Source organism: Bradyrhizobium sp. 195 (genome assembly GCF_023101665.1).
GTDB lineage: Bacteria > Pseudomonadota > Alphaproteobacteria > Rhizobiales > Xanthobacteraceae > Bradyrhizobium.
The window spans coordinates 301,086-316,042 of the sequence record NZ_CP082162.1 but is presented as its reverse complement, the minus strand read 5'-3'; the positions used below and the strand labels follow the sequence as shown (position 1 = coordinate 316,042).

Sequence of the window (14,957 nt, the reverse complement as noted above, 5' to 3'; positions counted from 1 at the left end):
GGCCACATGGGCAAACGCTCCGTCATGGCGGCAACGGCCATCTTGTCTGCGGCATTCTTGGTGCCCATAGGCTTGCACGCGCAGGACCAACCCCGACCAGCAATGTCGTGTCCGGTAGACCACGATCAGCTCGCCGATATCCTCAAGAAGAGCGTGAAGCCCGGCGGCGGGCCGAGCAACGGAGGTCTCGACAACAACGAATGGGCTGCTGTCGTCAATCGACAGGGGATTGTCTGCGCGGTCGCCTACAGCGGTGATAAGGCCGACGACCAGTGGCCTGGCAGCCGGGCGATTGCGGCCGAGAAAGCTAACACGGCGAATGCGTTCAGTCTGAAGAACAAGGCCATGGCAACCGGTAATCTCTATGCAGGTGCGCAGCCTGGCGGGTTCCTGTTCGGTGCGGGGCTCAGCAACCCGCCATCGCCAGAGGTCCTATATTCAGGCACACCGGACGATTTCGGCACGCCGCACGACCCCATGGTGGGCAAGCCCGTCGGCGGCGTGATCGTGTTCGGCGGCGGGCTCGCGCTCTATGACGGCAATGGCATCGTCGGTGCCCTGGGAGTCAGCGGCGACAGCTCCTGCGCCGATCACAATGTCGCCTGGCGCGTCCGCCACCTGCTCAGTCTCGATCGCGTCCCGGCCGGTGTCAGTCCGAACATGAAGGACGCCATCATCTACGACATCGGACCTGACGGCAAAAGTCCGTCGGGATTTGGCCATCCCAAGTGCAACGGCAAAGAGGACCAGATCGCCGTCGACCTCGGCGCAGGCGTATCGGGAAACGTCGTGAGATAGCGGTCCATCACCTTTTGGAACCAAGCGGAAGCGCAACGTTTGTACGTTCGCACCGGCCTGCAATGCGGCATGGCCCCATCACTGCCGTGGAGATCCCTACATATGTCAGTGCGTGGTTTCGCGCGGTTACTGAGCGTCCTTTGCGCATTCGGGGCGCTGCCGTCATCCGCATCGGCGCAGACCGATCTGGCCAGCCGCATGAAGGACCCGGCCCAATGGCCCATGGCCGCGCGCGACTATGCCAACACCCGTTATAGCGAGCTCGATCAGATCAACGCGGCCAATGCCTCGCGCCTTCAGCTTGCGTGGACGTTCTCGGTTGGCGCGGATCGCGGCCAGGAGGCGGCGCCGCTCGTGCTGGACGGCACCATGTATGTGGTCGGCCCCTATGCGGGCCCCTATCCGAACCGCGTCTTCGCGCTCGACGCCACGACGGGAGAGCTGAAATGGTCCTACGCGCCGAAGCCTGAGCCTGCAGCCGCGGGCGTTGCCTGCTGCGACGTTGTCAATCGCGGGCTCGCTTTCGATAACGGCAAGGTGTTTCTCAACACGCTCGATAACCACACCGTTGCGATCGACGCCAAGACCGGCAAGGAGCTCTGGCACACCAAGCTCGGCGAGATCAACAAGGGCGAGACCATCACGATGGCGCCCGTCGTGGTGAAGGGCAAGGTCATGGTCGGCAACAGCGGTGGCGAACTCGGCGTGCGCGGCTGGGTGACCGCACTGGATGAAAATACCGGCGCGATCGCCTGGCGCGCTTATTCGACGGGCCCCGACAAAGACGTGCTGATCGGCCAGGATTTCAAGCCATTCTATGACAATCTGAAAGGCGAGGATCTCGGTGTGAAGACATGGCCGGCCGATCGCTGGCAGGTCGGTGGCGGTACGGTCTGGGGCTGGATCTCCTACGATCCTGATCTGAACCTGATCTACTATGGCACGGCCAATCCAAGTCCCTGGAATGCGAACCAGCGCAGCGGCGACAATCTCTGGAGCGCATCGATCTTTGCGCGAGATCCAGACACCGGTCAGGCGAAATGGGCCTACCAGCTCAACCCCCATGATCTATTTGACCATGACGAGATCAACGAGAACGTACTGCTCGATCTCGAGCTCAATGGCCAGCTGCGCAAGGTCCTGATTCATCCCGGCCGCAACGGCTACATGTACGTCATGGATCGCGCCACTGGCGAAGTGATCTCGGCCGACGCCTATGAGTTCGTCAACAGCTATAAGGGCGTTGATCTGAAGACGGGCAAGATCATTCCGAACGAGGAGAAGACGCCGCTCGTAGGTAAGACGGTCCAGAATATCTGCCCAGCCGCGCCGGGGGCCAAGGACTGGCAACCGACCGCGTGGTCACCGCGCACAAAACTCCTTTATGTGCCCCATCAGCATCTCTGCATGGATTTCAAGGCCTCGCAGGTCGGCTACATCGCGGGCACGCCCTATGTCGGTGCCGACGTCGACATGTATGCCGGTCCCGGCGGCTATCGCGGCGAGTTCATGGCGTGGGACCCGGTTGCGCGCAAGAAAGTCTGGGAGATCCATGAGAAGTTTCCGGTCTGGAGTGGTGCGCTGGTGACGGCCGGCGACGTCGCGTTTTACGGCACCATGGATCGCCTGTTCAAGGCAGTGGACGCCAAGGATGGGCATGTGCTCTGGCAGTTCCGTGCCGGCTCCGGGTTCATCGGCCAGCCGATTTCCTATCGCGGCTCCGACGGACAGCAATACATCGCAATCCTATCCGGCGTCGGCGGCTGGCCCGGCGTGGTCGCCAATGCCGAGGTCGATCCCCGCGTGCGCAACGCCGCTCTGGGCTTCACCGGCGCAACACAGGACCTGCCGTTCTATACCGCGGGCGGGAGCGAGCTGCTGGTCTTCAAGCTTGGCGGCGCAAAGGGTGAGGACACCAGCCATGCGCCTCCGAAATAGCCGCACGGGCGTCACTCTCGCCGTCTTGATTGGATGCGCGCCCGCCGTCGCCGCAGCAGCACCGGATGGCGAACTCCGCGTCTGCGCTGATCCCAACAATCTGCCATTCTCGAACAGCGCCGGCGCGGGTTTCGAGAACAGGCTCGCGGCCATGGTGGGCGAGCATTTCGGCCAGCAGGTGTCCTACACCTGGTGGGCACAGCGTCGCGGCTTCGTTCGCAACACGCTGAAAGCCGGTAAATGCGACCTCGTGATAGGCGTGCCGGCCGGCTATGATCTCGTGGAGACAACAAAGCCCTACTATCGCTCGACCTACGTCTTCGTCACACGGCGAGAGCAGCATCTCGATCTGTCGTCCTTGCTCGACCCACGCCTGCATCGCCTCGTGATCGGCGTGCATCTGATCGGAGATGGCGGCAACAATCCGCCGCCTGCGCAGGCACTCGGCGAACAGGGCATCGTCGACAACGTCCGCGGCTACTCGATCTATGGCGATTATCGTCGGGCGGACCCGCCGGCCCGCTTGATTGAGGCGATCGCGGACGGCGAGATCGACGTTGCCGCGGCCTGGGGTCCGCTGGGCGGCTATTTCGCGCAGCACTCGCCCGTGCCGCTGACGGTCGCGCCGATCCGAGATTACGAGCGCTTTGCACCTCAGCAATTTCAGTTCGCGATCGCCATGGGCGTGCGCAAGGGCGACCACGCTTTGCGGGACCGGCTGAATGCGTTCATCGACGAGCACCGGCTCGAGATCAAGTCGCTGCTGCGAAGCTACGGGGTGCCGTTGGTCGAGGCGCCGGTGACAGCATCGGGAGGACATGAGTGATGCCTGCTCCAGCATGGCGCGCATGCGCGATATCACTGTTGCTGGCCGCCGCCCCGCACGGTGCCGTCCTTGCCCAGCAGACCCTGCCGCAGTCGCAGGAGGCACAGATGCCCACGCTTGCAGCACGGCCGAACTTCGGCGGCAGCGTCGGCAACGGCCGGCCCGGCGTCTTCATGCAGGTCCCGGTCAGCCGCCTGTTCCCGGGTGCACAGCCCGACCCGCCTCAGATCAAGAATCCCGTGCAAGGCGATCCCAACGCGGAGCAACGCGGGATGACCTACTACGTCAACTTCAACTGCGTCGGCTGTCACGCCGCCAATGGCGGCGGCGGTATGGGACCGGCGCTGAGCAACAACACCTTCACTTACGGCTCGCAGCCCGAGAACATCTTCCTCTCGATCTACCAGGGACGGCCGAACGGAATGCCGGCCTGGGGCGGCGTGCTGCCCGACAGCGTGATCTGGGACCTCGTCACCTATATCGGCAAGATCAGCAACGAGCCTAACCGCCAATGGGGCCGCAGCTTTTCGATGAACCCGCTCTCACCCGAGGTCGAGCAAGTCCCGGCCGAGCAGGCCTCGACGACTGATCCCTGGTCGGCGACCAAGAAGTTCAACTTCGGCCAAAAGCCTTGATCGCCGAGCGGAGCAGCCGATGGCGAGGCACGTAACACGATTGCTCACCGCCGCGCTGCTGGCCGTTGCGCCCGCCGCCTGCGAGGCCGCCGGTCCGGACAATTTCGAGGGCGATGCTCGGCGCGGCGCGGACCTGGTCAAACAATATAAATGCGGTGCTTGTCACGATATTCCCGGTATTGCGGGCGCCAACGGCAATGTCGGCCCGCCGCTGCATCGGATCGGCACGCGCACCTACATTGCCGGCTACATCTGGAACTCGCCGGACAACATGGCTGACTGGATCGAAGACCCGCAGAAGGCGTTGCCTGGTAACGCCATGCCCAAAATGGGAATCCCGCAAAAGGACGCGCGCGACATTGCGGCTTTTCTCTATACGCTGAAGTAGCATCATGTTTCCGACACATCGCTCAACGGCCTGGTTCGTGACGCACCTTTGCTGACCATCACCATTGTGGTGGTCGCCTTCATGATTGGTGCTTGCCGGCGGCGGGGTGTGGCTCGCGGTCCTTGGCGGCTCCTCTATTAGCTGTCGCCGGGGCCATGCTTCTGCCTGACGAGTTGGCTGCTCGCTGTCCGCTGCGCCGAGGCGCTCTGGGTCTACGCCGCCCTGCTGCTCAGCACGATCGCTTGGGCCGTCTGGGAGGTCGGACTGGACTTCTGGTCTCTGGCGCCGCGCGGCGACGCTTGCGCCGCTCGGCGTATGGTTGCAGGAGGATCGCCATGACGTTCAAGCGTTCGCCAAATCTCCCAGAACCTAAACCGCGCATCGAAGAAGGGGGTATGTTACCACGTGATCGTCGAGGATGCAGTCGTCTCACTGGCACCGACAGTTCACCGTGGCTCCGTCTCGCCGCGCCGGATTAGCTATTCCGTGCGGCAGGCAGCCATTGTCCTAGCCTATCTGGTGTTCTGCACTGCCTGCTCGGCCCAGCGGCCACGCCGAAGGATCCTGATCTCGTCGGTCGAATGGACGCATTGTTGGGCAATGGCCGTCACTTTCAATTCCGTGGCGGCCAAGTCGGTTTAGGCAAAAGCGGACGACCATCGTGTGTGTACACGTCTTTTTGGATTGGTCGGCTACTGGTTCGGTGAATGTGGCCGTCTTCTCTTCAGAGGACTGCTCCATAATGCACGTGACAACATTTCTGTTTTCTCGAGCTCAGCCTCTGACGAACTGGAGGGCTTGGACGCTTCGTTTCGGCGCGTTGTTGGTTTGCGCGCGGCATTCGGCGTCGTCCGCTGAAAGCAGTTTCTGAAACCCTGCCTCGGGAGTACAAAGGGTGGCGCATTCCGCAACCAATCGGCTCGCTTCAAAAACGCCTGCTCAACAATGGCCGTCCCCAGAGTTTCCTTGATCTCCCGGTGCACACGTCGTGCACACACAGCCTACCAACCACTTGAGAAACTTGAACTCTCGCTCCAATCCATCATGAGCCAATTTGAGCTATCTAGGGCAAAGCAGGAGCAGAAAAATCGTCTGCATTGCGCCAAGCAGCTTCCATTCCGGCGGCCGTTGCCCTCCGAAGGCAAAGGTCACACGTTCGAATCGTGTCGGGTGCGCCAGTAAAATAAGGGTATCCTTATCTTTTCGCTTCCCGAAAAAAACCTTGCCGGAAGCACACCGGAAGCTTCACATCCTGGCTGTTTCGTCAGCGTCTTCAGCAGCAGCAGCAGCAGCAGCAGCAGCAGCAGCTCCAGCTCCAGCATGGGCATTGGTTGCCCTGCCCTGTGAATAACCGGGACAAACATCCCAACCCTCGTATTACTACCCTGCACTGTGCCACCCGTTTAGCCTCCCGATTCGCAAGGAGATAGCGGAAACTCACGGATGTTGACTGATATTTTTGCTTTCCGTTACGCACAGCCTTGGATTTGGGAGACGTTTTACGAGGAGTAGCGCCGCCTTCTCCTGCAAGGCTTCCAACTCCTGAACCATGTTTGCCCGTACTATGTGGACGGCAAAGAGAACGAGCGTGGCAAGTTTTTTTTGGGCGCGGATACACGACTTGCCGGCCAGAGAGCTTGGCCTGAAGGAACTGTCTCCGCAGTACTGGGGCTTCTACAACCCCAAAATCAATGGCTGAGCGGTCAGAACACCACGGTAAAGATGTGCGAGGCGTGGATGCTGACGTCTTTCGATGGCAAAATATCGGCTGACCGCATTATCAAGGAGCGTCTCAGCCTCGTCGAAATTGGCTTCCGCCAACACGAGAAGTTTTTGGCTGGCCTAAACGCTAAGCTTGCGGAGAATATCGCAGTAGCTGAGAAGTTTGCCCAGAGGGTCAATCCATGCACCGGCTTGCGGATATCCGGCAACAGCGCCGATGGTGTCGAGCGGCGAACGCCAGTTTGAACGCTAACTTTCACATGGCGGTGAACGAGCTAAATGCCCGCTTCCGTCAAGCGGACTGCCAACCGCACTACCACAACGGCTTTATTCAACTCTCTGAGGACCAAACGGTCGCGCAGGAGATTGAGACGCCTTTTTGGAAGCTGGTGGCGGAGCCGAAGTGGCACAACGTAGATCACGACATGAAGGAGGCTATTGATCTGCGGGATAACGGCGGGCGCGACCCAGCCTTCTATGCTGCCCGCTCACTAGAGAGCACCATCAAGATCATCTCGGGCGGCAAGCTATTGACCACGGGAAGGAAAAAGGAGCTTACAACTACATCGATAACCTGATGGGCGCGAAACTCATTGAGGTTTGGGAGATGGAGTCGCTGAAGCACTTCTTTACGAAGGTGCGCAATCCTTTTGGACACGGCCCCGGTGCCGCGCCCATGCCGAGCCTCTCTGATCAACAGACCGACTGGGCTATCGAGAACTCCATGGTCTGGATCAAAACCCTGATTCGCAGAATTTGATGATGCGTCGGGATAATCAGTTATCACCGCGGGGTAGCTTCGCAACCGCTTGTCTGAGCACTTCCACGCGCGGCGCCCCAGGTGAGACGCGTTAATTCTTTCTAGCGATCTCGACTTCGATTGTGAACCGAATTTGCATCACTGGGCCGCTGTCGTCGCGAACCTCTACCGCGATCCGAACTGGATTGATCGGCCGGAGAAGGGCATCTCGGGTCACGTCCGTCAATGTCCTTGCCGCCTCTTCCTGGACCGCTTGGACATTCGGTAACTCTAGCCCGTCGTCATCGGGAGCGAAGCCATCGTCATCTCGCAAGTCAAAATAGTAGCATGACACTGGGCGTTCCCGCTTTCTATGGAAACGGCGGGCGGAAAGGGCGTAATCCTAGTCGCGTGCGGCTACTTAGGAGGCTGCATTCCCGGAGAGCGCAACCACTCGCTTATGTGCGAGCCAGTTTCAGCTTGCCGAGCTTTCCGTAAGAGCGCCTCTTTGCGAATTCCGGGGGGAAGCGATTTGGCTTCTTTACGGAGGCGCTTCGCTTCGTGGGCGGGTCCTGTTCGGCCTTCACAATAATTTGGAAGCTTCCCCGCTCCCCGGCCGCTTCTTCTGTCCGGACTGGCCCTTGTGTCTTCCGTCCCACAAACGTGCTTGGGAGCGGGTTGGCGTCGAGCACTTCGCGACATGTCTGAATACACTCACGCATTTGCTTGAGGTGCATCATATCGGTGTGGCCTTGCGGGCGAAAAAAAGGAAATCGAGCCATAACGGCACTCCCTGATGATAGGCGGGAGCACACGATGACTCTCAGCCACCGACGCCTACGGGCAGAGCCTCGGCCGGTGATGACAGAACAATATACCTTTTGACGAAAGGTTGCTATGCAAAAGGGCAAAAGGCAGCCGACCTTGGGCGGCGCGCTGCTATTTCTCGAGTTCGCGCAAGATGCGCTCGCGATGCCGGACGTGCAGCATCTGTGTAGTGTAGAAGTTCTCCAAGAGCTTCTTGGCCCCTGTCAGGTCCGCCCCGTGCATGGCTAGGCGCTCAATGCGCTCTTCTTGTTCGGCAATATGCCTCTCGCCTTGGGCGACATGCCTTCGAGCTTCTTCTAAATGGCGGAGTTGCATTGCCCGGTCCATAGCCAGCTAACGACGCAGGGAACTGTAGGTTTCAAACGGTGAGTTAAAAGCCGCCGGCGGTAACATCAGAAGGCGCAAAGTCTTGGGGAAGACGCTACGCTCGGGGCAGCTCTCATCGCGCTTTGCGCTGTCTGGCTCCGGCTTCAGGCGGATGAAGCCAACCCTCCCGGTCACCGGCAGCAGGCGGAAACCTTTCGACCAAACGAGCCCCTTTCCATAGCTCTATGGGTTGTCCGTTGGCCCGATGACTGGCAAGTTGGCGCGCTTCATTGTCACATGCGCAACCCACAAGGGCCCAGCGGCCAACGATATGACCGTCCAGATCAAGCTCATAGGCTCTAAACGAACGTTCGGTCATCACGATCCATCAGCTTAGCTTAGCTAAGTCGAGCACGCCGTGGAAATCGCGACAATCACAAGGGTTAATAGCGGAAGCGTCGTAGTCCCCTTTGGGTTTAAAACGGGCAATGTCCTAGCTGAGCGAAGAATGAATTCCCGATCGGGAAATCATTCTGCGAGCGGCTACACAACGATCGCCTCTTTCGATTGCCGAAGGCACGCAACCCGTCGACGATCGCGTCGTAATCGGTCTGCGGGACTGTCTTGATCCACTCGTCCGCGCGCTGCTCTCGTTCTTTCAATGCAGTCCTATTGGCCGCCGACCGCGCTGCACAGAGCGGGACGCTATAACGACCAAGTTTTAGGGCGTTTTGGTTGCCGGGCTGGGGCCTCGTCTCCTGGGCATTCGTTCCCGACCCTTTTTCCAGAACCTGCGGCGTCCAAATTTGACCCCCCGAGCGGTCCGAGCGGTCCCGCGCGCCAGATTGAACCGCGCCCCCGGTCATCGGTCTGAACAGCGGGCGGCTTTTCAGCTTCGACGCGGTCAGCAAGTCGCCGCAGCATATCGGCTGCTCCTGGGCGGCCGAAGGCGGCGACCATCTCGGCGACGGCAGCGACGATCTTCGCGTCGGCAACGACCTGCGGCGTTATCTGCGCCGAGAGAAACCGAAAGATCTTTATCGGCGGCTTTGCTTGCAATTTCCTTCTCGGTCATGACGCGCGGCCTGCGATCAAGCTGTCGGTCACATTCTCAGCGAGCGCCATAACAGAACGTCGAGGCGTCGCAATCATCGCTTCGAGATCGGCGATCCTGTTGGCCTGCTTTTCGAGCGCGTAGCGCATCAGCTCGAATTGTCGCCCGACTTCCTCGCGTTCGGTTTTCTGCGCGCGGCCAACTTCCTCGCCGAGCAGGCCCGCGAGGTCCTCAAGATCAGCTTGCATCAATGTCATCACGCCGTGCCATCGCGTTCGCGTTCGTTACGATCGTCAATCCACCACTGTGCCGCTTCGGCTGAAGCGAGGCGCTGGGGATCGACGCGCCATCGTTCATGCGCGATGGCCCGGAGTTCCAGGCGATCGAGCGTCTCGCGGGCTTGGCAGAGAATCCGCTAACGGCGAACGTCATCATCCGTTTCGGACATGTCATCCGAGAAGTCTATTGAATCACACCCACGACCCGCCGTCGATGACCGCAACCGCACCCGTGCGCCTTCGCGAATGCGACGGGCAACAGCATCCTAAAAGCCACTGCGTCCGTTTGGAAAACGGAGCGCGTCGGCACGGCCGTGACGCCAGATTCGACGGCCTGATCGGGATCAGAATCCATGTGAACCACGGCATCAGTGGCGGCGTCGATTTCAGGAGCGAGACCATAGCCCCAAATCAGCGAGGCCGGATCGACCGCGATCAGGCGACTGTCTGGCACTGCCAACGACGACAAGACAGTCGCCCTGATCGCCGCATCAACCCCGACCGCAGCGGCAAACGATGGCGAACCGGCGAACACGACCTGGCCTGAGCCATTCGCCGAGACCGCGGCGGCAAGTGCCTGCATGTCGCCAAGCAAGCTGCTGGCGCCTGAAACAGACGTTGCGCTGTGGAGAAGCCCTTCCGGCGCATCTCTAAGACCATCCTCCGAGGAAAATACCGCTGCGTCGAAACCAGCGGATGCGTCTTCCGTCAGCAGCGTGGTAAAAACTCGCTCGCCTTCGCTTCGTTTCAGAAGCGACTTCGACACCACGACCATGCTGCCGCACTTCCGGGTTCGCCGAACCATGACGCCGGTCGTTGTGCCCGAGCGGACACGAATCGGAGACAGTTCGGACACGAAAACGGGGGCGCTAGGTGCTCCAGGTCGCATCGGCACGCTGGCGGAATTCACGCCAGCGTCGTCGACCGTAAGCTGTACCCTTTTGGGACCAGCGCCGCTGCGGCGCTTAACGGGATCAGGCTTCCGACGAAGTCGGCTACAGCGTTCTGCGTCAATTCGGTCGCATTGCCGGACGTTGCGCTACCGCCAGGACTGAGCGACGCCCGTGCCAGCATCAGCGGCGCAATGCGGTCGTCGGGATACATTCTCGCAAGCAGTTCTTCCGGATCGCGGCCTGTTGCTACCGCCATCACGCTGGCGAAGCAGGCGTGGAAAAGTGGTTTGTGCTTCGGCTGTCCGAGAGCGGGACGGAGGGAAATGGGATTGGGGCGCGGGGTCATTTGACAACTTCACCACGCGCGGACTCATTTGTATGTCCACGCGTGACATGTTTTCTGCGATGTCCGTCAGCACTGCCGCGATCGCGGCACCGATCTCCTGGCGGTCCTCGCTTTCGCACTCAAGAAGTCGGCGGAGGACTGGACCTGGACTGGCGCTGGCACCGGACCGCCTTGGATTTCGGCTGTCTACTGAGCATCACTGGTGCCTTTGTCAGGACGGCAAGGGAGCATTCATTTTGCAAGAAGCGAACGTACCCGAACGCTACAAAAACCGGACTTGCAGAGTGTTTGGTCAATAACACGGGCGCACCTGAGCATCAGGCGCTCTTGAGATGATTGGCGACCTAACAGGCATCCTCTCCTAGCCGCTCGACCGTGCCCGGAGGGCTGCGCCCTGTCCTGGCAACTACTGCAAGCTGGCATGCCCTCGCCTAGGCAACCGAGCGGAAACATCCTGGTCTGATCCCCAATTGCTACCACACTTCAAAAAAGCGCAAGTTGAGGCTTGGCTATCATCAGCCAGAGTATAGCGGACACAGCGATGAACGCTGGAATGCCGAAGGCAATCCACAGCCAGAAAATTCGGTAATATTCAAGAGGCAAAGGCGAGCCTTTTGCCGCTGCAATTGAGGCAAGATCCCTAAGGCGCATTTGCATCCAAACGACGGGCATCCACAGTGCCCCCGTGATGACATACAGCACCATCGACCAAACGATCCATCCTTCCCAGAAGGAGTAGCCGACGTGCAGCACAAGCAGCGAACCTGTGATGGGCTGTGCAACGACGGCAGTGGCTGTGAAGATAAAGTCCGCAATCACAACAATTCGGGCGACGCCCGCGATGACGGAGGGTTTTCCGCCGAGGTGAGCAGCAAGCATGAAAAACGCAATGCCGGATCCTGTGCCAAGCAAGACCGCGGCGCCGACGACATGTAAGTATTTGAGAACGAAGTACAGCATTATCGATCATCAAGAACAGCAAGCGCTGCGAAATGCAGGACGATAATCGGCCAGATCTTCAGCATCGGCCCTAGAGGATCGGCCCATAGGCGAGGCACAAGTATGGTCCCGATGACCGCGTAAGTGAAGGAGATAGCGATGGCCGCATAGAGTCCGTACCGGCTGGCAGGTCGATAGGCAATCGCGAGTCCAATCACCAGGTCGGATAATGCGCCGGCGATTACCGTGAGCGCCGCACTCGCTCCTTCGACGCCGCCCTCGCCCATGAGACCCATACCGTAGCCCCAGCCAGGCCCCAATGAGACAAAGGCAGTCGAGATCCAGAACAGAGACAACACGATAAATATCGCTGGCTTAAGCAAATACATACGCGGAAACCAGCGTTCTTGCACAGACGCAGGTTCGGAGGCGAAGAACTCCGGCAGGCTTTTTGGATGCGGCCCAAGCCGCTGCATATCTTCAATATCGCCAACCGCGCCTCGCCTGATCTCCCGCTCGGCAGTGCTGCGTACGGGAGGCCGCCATCCCAAAAGCGAAATCAGGTCACCGAATTTGTACATCACGCTCGAAGCAAAGTTCGGCAAGCGAATCTCATGCGCAGGAGGCCAACGGTACCAACAGCGGATCAGTGCAATGACTTCGAGAAAAGAAAGGCGATGCGGGCCGACCAATTCGATAATTGCCCGTGCGGGTGCACCGGGTTCTAGAAGACGATTCACAGTATGCACGACGTCCTCAAGCAGGACGATTTGGAGCTGTCCCGTGTTCGGCATCACTGGCAGAGCCGGGAGGGCAGCTAGACCTCGCATGAGCGCGCTGGCCCCATAGGCCGCTCGACCGATCACGACGGACGGACGCAAGATGATCCAGTCGAGGTCACGCCCCATCAGAGCCTTGTCGCCAGATAATTTCGATTCTGAAAACGCGCTGGGGGTGTGCCGGTCTACGCCGATTGCTGAGAAATGGATGACGCGGCGGAGTTTAAGTTGCTCGCAGGCGGCAAAAAGAGTCGCAATGCCTTGGTGATGGACCATTGACGTGGACTCTCTTGGGCTATCCTGGAGCACCCCGGCGCAATTCACTACGGCCTCTACGCCGTCAAGATGGGTCAGCCAGTAAGAGGGCGACGTCGCCTCGTTGAGATCGACCGAGATCGCGCCTGGACACCCAATGTCGGCGCTTCTACTCATGGAAACAACTGAATGGCCGCGCGAGGATAGGTCAGCCACAATAGCGGATCCCAACAGTCCTGTCCCTCCGATGACGGCAACCTTCATTGATGGTCCTCCGCGTTCGGAGTTAAGCCCTCTTCCGCGACCGCAAGCCTCGAATGAATTCCTCCATGTAGGGAAGGACTTCAAACAGCAAGACTGCGAATAAGAACGTCGCCACGTACATCCAAGGCAATGGCTCTCGCTTCAGGACGAGTTCGTAATGTCCGGGCTCAGAACCCAACCCCCAAAGGCTAAGAAATTGCGGCCAGTTCAAGATAATGACGATAAGCATCGCCATGAGCGGCATCAGTTCAAGAAAGCTATGGACCTGCTGTTCGACGGGCGTGATGAGGCGCTTATGGCTGGCGAACGTTGTGTCCCAGAGGGCTGTCAGCTGATGCGCAATAAAGCCCGCGATCATAGCCGCAATAATAAGAGCGTTGATTTCAAAAAAAATCGCCGCCAGCAGCGGTATCGCCAGCTCGATCAACATCAACAGATGAAGCAGAGTTTCCTTATAACCGCTCGTGATCTCAATCCGAGAAGCGCGATGGCAGAGGTAATCAGCAAAGCCCGCCAATAGCCAAAGGGGCATCACAAAGTACAGCAATACGGCTTCTGCTGCTGCGGAATGAGACATCTGGTAATCACGTCTTCTGTTACAGGCTGTCTGGAGTGCGGAGGGGAGATGACTTATCCTCGTTTCGCAGCTCCTGCTCCGCCAACTGCCAGAAGTCTTCCTCCCTGCCTTCGGGTTTGCCGCTCCGCTCCCATATCTCATAGGCGCGCTTCTCGAGTTCCTTTTCAGTCGGTTGGGTCACCACGTGCCTCCTTCAACTCTATAGGGATCGTGGGGTTAGCCATCAGCGACGCGCTGGGCGGCCTGCTACCACAGCCGTATTTCCGCTCGCCAGCGCGTATTCCTTATCTCCGGTGATAAACCCGCGAAGTCAGCGAGGTTCCTCCGTTGAAACCTCGCCTTATAAGCGGCAAAAAGTCGCCTTGGGGGCCGAGAAAATCGCGGTGCTGACCGCGGCCTACGCCGACCTGCTTCCTGACATGCTGATCTTGGTCTCCTCCAAGACCCCGATCCACAACCCGGCCAAGGATCGGCCCCTCATTTCAGCCGAGATAGAGGCCACGTTCTCTCGATAATCTCAGCGTTCGCCTTTTCCATTGCGGTTGGTAAAGCGGGCGTTGCCGAGGCCGGTGCCGATCGTCAGTACGCCCCAACGCCTCACGTCCTGCATGAATGGGACCTCAGACAGCCCCTGCACGACGCCATCGTTGTGCATGATGACGGCCGTGTCGTTCTCCCTGATCTGAGGGATCGCTTCAGCGAGACAAACTGGCAAATTGAACCTGCTGCTCTCCCAGTTCCCCGGCAAGTTTTGCGCGCCCTTCTTGTTCGAGCCGTCGCTCTGGATGACGCCTGGGCACGCGATGCCGATGAACGGCGCGAGCTTGAAACCCTCGTCTTCCGCCTTCGCGATCAGTTCTTTGAGCATCTTGATAGCGCGTTTTCACGGCGTTCTCACGGGACGGCTCGTCGTCGGCATGACGCCACAGTTCGAACTTCCACACGCATGCCTTGGAGAGGTCCGGCGCCTTTTTACGTCGTGTTTCCACAACGCCGCAGCGGATGTTCGTACCTCCGATGTCAACGGCAAGGATGGAATCGTGAGCTTCGAAGATCCAGGAAGCGAGCGAGATAAAGTGCGCCGATAAGACACGCGTCATCCGGGTGAGAATGGATCGGGACCGTCTCGAGCTTGAAGTTGTTGGCCTTGAGGAGGATTTCGGCGCGTGCGATGGCGAGTTCGCCAAGTCGGCTGTCTCGAAAGCCGCCATTGGCCGCTGCAACGCCTCCGCCCGCATCCCGCGCGGCGCGCGCATCCAGATGTCGCGCACCATTAAGGTCTTGGTTACTAGTCCCTGTCACCATTTACATATGGGTGTCGCCATATGGGGCAGCGCATTCTAGAACGGTTTGATACTTCGACACGCCCGGTTGGCGGTCTCTTTCAGGAGA

19 protein-coding genes and 1 pseudogene are annotated in these 14,957 nt (G+C 59.5%); 9 read left to right on the top strand and 11 right to left on the bottom strand.

Translation table 11 applies throughout. The features are described from left to right. Positions 1–6: 6 nt before the first annotated feature. The 5 genes from IVB26_RS40270 (at position 7) to IVB26_RS40250 (ending at position 4,585) form a co-directional block, all read left to right on the top strand. A complete protein-coding gene (locus IVB26_RS40270; protein WP_247973434.1) occupies positions 7–798 on the top strand; it encodes a GlcG/HbpS family heme-binding protein in 792 nt (263 codons plus the stop codon). A 102-nt stretch (positions 799–900) separates the two neighbouring features. After that, positions 901–2,736: a PQQ-dependent dehydrogenase, methanol/ethanol family gene (locus IVB26_RS40265; RefSeq protein WP_247973433.1), complete on the top strand. Its 1,836-nt coding sequence runs from the start codon at positions 901–903 to the stop codon at positions 2,734–2,736. Beyond that, a complete protein-coding gene (locus IVB26_RS40260) occupies positions 2,720–3,562 on the top strand; it encodes a substrate-binding domain-containing protein (RefSeq protein ID WP_247973432.1) in 843 nt (280 codons plus the stop codon). Before IVB26_RS40265 ends, IVB26_RS40260 begins: the two co-directional genes overlap by 17 nt. Further along, positions 3,562–4,197, top strand: a complete 636-nt coding sequence (locus IVB26_RS40255; protein WP_247973431.1) for a c-type cytochrome — start codon at positions 3,562–3,564, stop codon at positions 4,195–4,197. The genes IVB26_RS40260 and IVB26_RS40255 overlap by 1 nt, the downstream gene beginning before the upstream one ends. A gap of 40 nt (positions 4,198–4,237) precedes the next feature. Beyond that, complete coding sequence (locus IVB26_RS40250; protein WP_247973430.1) at positions 4,238–4,585, top strand: c-type cytochrome; 348 nt, start codon at positions 4,238–4,240, stop codon at positions 4,583–4,585. Positions 4,586–5,733: 1,148 nt separating this feature from the next. On the opposite strand, the gene IVB26_RS40240 is transcribed toward IVB26_RS40250, so the two are convergent. Next, the gene (locus IVB26_RS40240) at positions 5,734–5,913 is read right to left on the bottom strand and encodes a hypothetical protein (RefSeq protein WP_247973429.1); all 180 of its coding nucleotides are present in this window, start codon (positions 5,911–5,913) and stop codon (positions 5,734–5,736) included. 409 nt (positions 5,914–6,322) lie between these two features. Here IVB26_RS40240 and IVB26_RS40235 point away from each other — a divergent pair, with 409 nt between their 5' ends. The 3 genes from IVB26_RS40235 to IVB26_RS40225 are packed head-to-tail and all read left to right on the top strand — an operon-like array spanning position 6,323 to position 7,067. Next, positions 6,323–6,553, top strand: coding sequence for a hypothetical protein (locus tag IVB26_RS40235; protein WP_247973428.1), 231 nt, complete (start codon positions 6,323–6,325; stop codon positions 6,551–6,553). Between the two features lie 14 nt (positions 6,554–6,567). Beyond that, complete coding sequence (locus tag IVB26_RS40230) at positions 6,568–6,885, top strand: hypothetical protein (RefSeq protein ID WP_247973427.1); 318 nt, start codon at positions 6,568–6,570, stop codon at positions 6,883–6,885. Beyond that, entirely contained in the window at positions 6,885–7,067 is a 183-nt protein-coding gene (locus IVB26_RS40225; protein ID WP_247973426.1) for a hypothetical protein, read from the top strand. The genes IVB26_RS40230 and IVB26_RS40225 overlap by 1 nt, the downstream gene beginning before the upstream one ends. A 91-nt stretch (positions 7,068–7,158) precedes the next feature. Here the strand turns inward: IVB26_RS40225 and IVB26_RS43620 are convergent, their stop codons facing one another. The 10 genes and pseudogenes from IVB26_RS43620 to IVB26_RS40175 form a co-directional block, all read right to left on the bottom strand. Next, complete coding sequence (locus IVB26_RS43620) at positions 7,159–7,401, bottom strand: DUF6894 family protein (RefSeq protein WP_247973425.1); 243 nt, start codon at positions 7,399–7,401, stop codon at positions 7,159–7,161. A 584-nt stretch (positions 7,402–7,985) separates the two neighbouring features. Continuing rightward, complete coding sequence (locus tag IVB26_RS40215) at positions 7,986–8,189, bottom strand: hypothetical protein (protein WP_247973424.1); 204 nt, start codon at positions 8,187–8,189, stop codon at positions 7,986–7,988. 1,062 nt (positions 8,190–9,251) lie between these two features. Beyond that, positions 9,252–9,482: a hypothetical protein gene (locus IVB26_RS40210; protein WP_247973423.1), complete on the bottom strand. Its 231-nt coding sequence runs from the start codon at positions 9,480–9,482 to the stop codon at positions 9,252–9,254. A 214-nt stretch (positions 9,483–9,696) separates the two neighbouring features. After that, entirely contained in the window at positions 9,697–10,287 is a 591-nt protein-coding gene (locus IVB26_RS40205; RefSeq protein ID WP_247973422.1) for a hypothetical protein, read from the bottom strand. A 131-nt stretch (positions 10,288–10,418) separates the two neighbouring features. Continuing rightward, positions 10,419–10,751 (bottom strand): hypothetical protein, encoded by a 333-nt coding sequence (locus tag IVB26_RS40200; RefSeq protein ID WP_247973421.1) that lies wholly within the window; start codon positions 10,749–10,751, stop codon positions 10,419–10,421. Positions 10,752–11,234: 483 nt separating this feature from the next. Further along, positions 11,235–11,711 carry a DUF2269 family protein gene (locus IVB26_RS40195; RefSeq protein ID WP_247973420.1) on the bottom strand — a complete coding sequence of 159 codons (477 nt, stop codon included), beginning with the start codon at positions 11,709–11,711 and terminating at the stop codon, positions 11,235–11,237. Continuing rightward, positions 11,711–12,988 (bottom strand): SDR family oxidoreductase, encoded by a 1,278-nt coding sequence (locus IVB26_RS40190; protein ID WP_247973419.1) that lies wholly within the window; start codon positions 12,986–12,988, stop codon positions 11,711–11,713. The genes IVB26_RS40195 and IVB26_RS40190 overlap by 1 nt, the downstream gene beginning before the upstream one ends. A 22-nt stretch (positions 12,989–13,010) precedes the next feature. Beyond that, positions 13,011–13,565, bottom strand: a complete 555-nt coding sequence (locus IVB26_RS40185; RefSeq protein WP_247973418.1) for a hypothetical protein — start codon at positions 13,563–13,565, stop codon at positions 13,011–13,013. 19 nt (positions 13,566–13,584) lie between these two features. Then, positions 13,585–13,746, bottom strand: coding sequence for a DUF2934 domain-containing protein (locus tag IVB26_RS40180; RefSeq protein ID WP_247973417.1), 162 nt, complete (start codon positions 13,744–13,746; stop codon positions 13,585–13,587). A gap of 336 nt (positions 13,747–14,082) precedes the next feature. Beyond that, positions 14,083–14,774, bottom strand: a pseudogene (locus tag IVB26_RS40175) (ROK family protein); the annotation flags it as partial. Here IVB26_RS40175 and IVB26_RS40170 point away from each other — a divergent pair. Further along, entirely contained in the window at positions 14,676–14,909 is a 234-nt protein-coding gene (locus IVB26_RS40170; RefSeq protein WP_247973931.1) for a hypothetical protein, read from the top strand. The pseudogene IVB26_RS40175 and the gene IVB26_RS40170 sit on opposite strands and share 99 nt — an antisense overlap. Positions 14,910–14,957 lie beyond the last annotated feature (48 nt).

Coding starts and splice junctions, on each gene's coding strand:
- IVB26_RS40265 (WP_247973433.1), top strand. CDS start 901: ATGTCAGTGCGTGGTTTCGCGCGGTTACTGAGCGTCCTTTGCGCATTC.
- IVB26_RS40185 (WP_247973418.1), bottom strand. CDS start 13,565: ATGTCTCATTCCGCAGCAGCAGAAGCCGTATTGCTGTACTTTGTGATG.
- IVB26_RS40255 (WP_247973431.1), top strand. CDS start 3,562: ATGCCTGCTCCAGCATGGCGCGCATGCGCGATATCACTGTTGCTGGCC.
- IVB26_RS40210 (WP_247973423.1), bottom strand. CDS start 9,482: ATGCAAGCTGATCTTGAGGACCTCGCGGGCCTGCTCGGCGAGGAAGTT.
- IVB26_RS40215 (WP_247973424.1), bottom strand. CDS start 8,189: ATGCAACTCCGCCATTTAGAAGAAGCTCGAAGGCATGTCGCCCAAGGC.
- IVB26_RS40270 (WP_247973434.1), top strand. CDS start 7: ATGGGCAAACGCTCCGTCATGGCGGCAACGGCCATCTTGTCTGCGGCA.
- IVB26_RS40200 (WP_247973421.1), bottom strand. CDS start 10,751: ATGACCCCGCGCCCCAATCCCATTTCCCTCCGTCCCGCTCTCGGACAG.
- IVB26_RS40240 (WP_247973429.1), bottom strand. CDS start 5,913: ATGCCCATGCTGGAGCTGGAGCTGCTGCTGCTGCTGCTGCTGCTGCTG.
- IVB26_RS40225 (WP_247973426.1), top strand. CDS start 6,885: ATGGGCGCGAAACTCATTGAGGTTTGGGAGATGGAGTCGCTGAAGCAC.
- IVB26_RS40205 (WP_247973422.1), bottom strand. CDS start 10,287: ATGGTCGTGGTGTCGAAGTCGCTTCTGAAACGAAGCGAAGGCGAGCGA.
- IVB26_RS40195 (WP_247973420.1), bottom strand. CDS start 11,711: ATGCTGTACTTCGTTCTCAAATACTTACATGTCGTCGGCGCCGCGGTC.
- IVB26_RS40260 (WP_247973432.1), top strand. CDS start 2,720: ATGCGCCTCCGAAATAGCCGCACGGGCGTCACTCTCGCCGTCTTGATT.
- IVB26_RS40190 (WP_247973419.1), bottom strand. CDS start 12,988: ATGAAGGTTGCCGTCATCGGAGGGACAGGACTGTTGGGATCCGCTATT.
- IVB26_RS40170 (WP_247973931.1), top strand. CDS start 14,676: ATGGATCGGGACCGTCTCGAGCTTGAAGTTGTTGGCCTTGAGGAGGAT.
- IVB26_RS40235 (WP_247973428.1), top strand. CDS start 6,323: ATGCTGACGTCTTTCGATGGCAAAATATCGGCTGACCGCATTATCAAG.
- IVB26_RS40230 (WP_247973427.1), top strand. CDS start 6,568: ATGGCGGTGAACGAGCTAAATGCCCGCTTCCGTCAAGCGGACTGCCAA.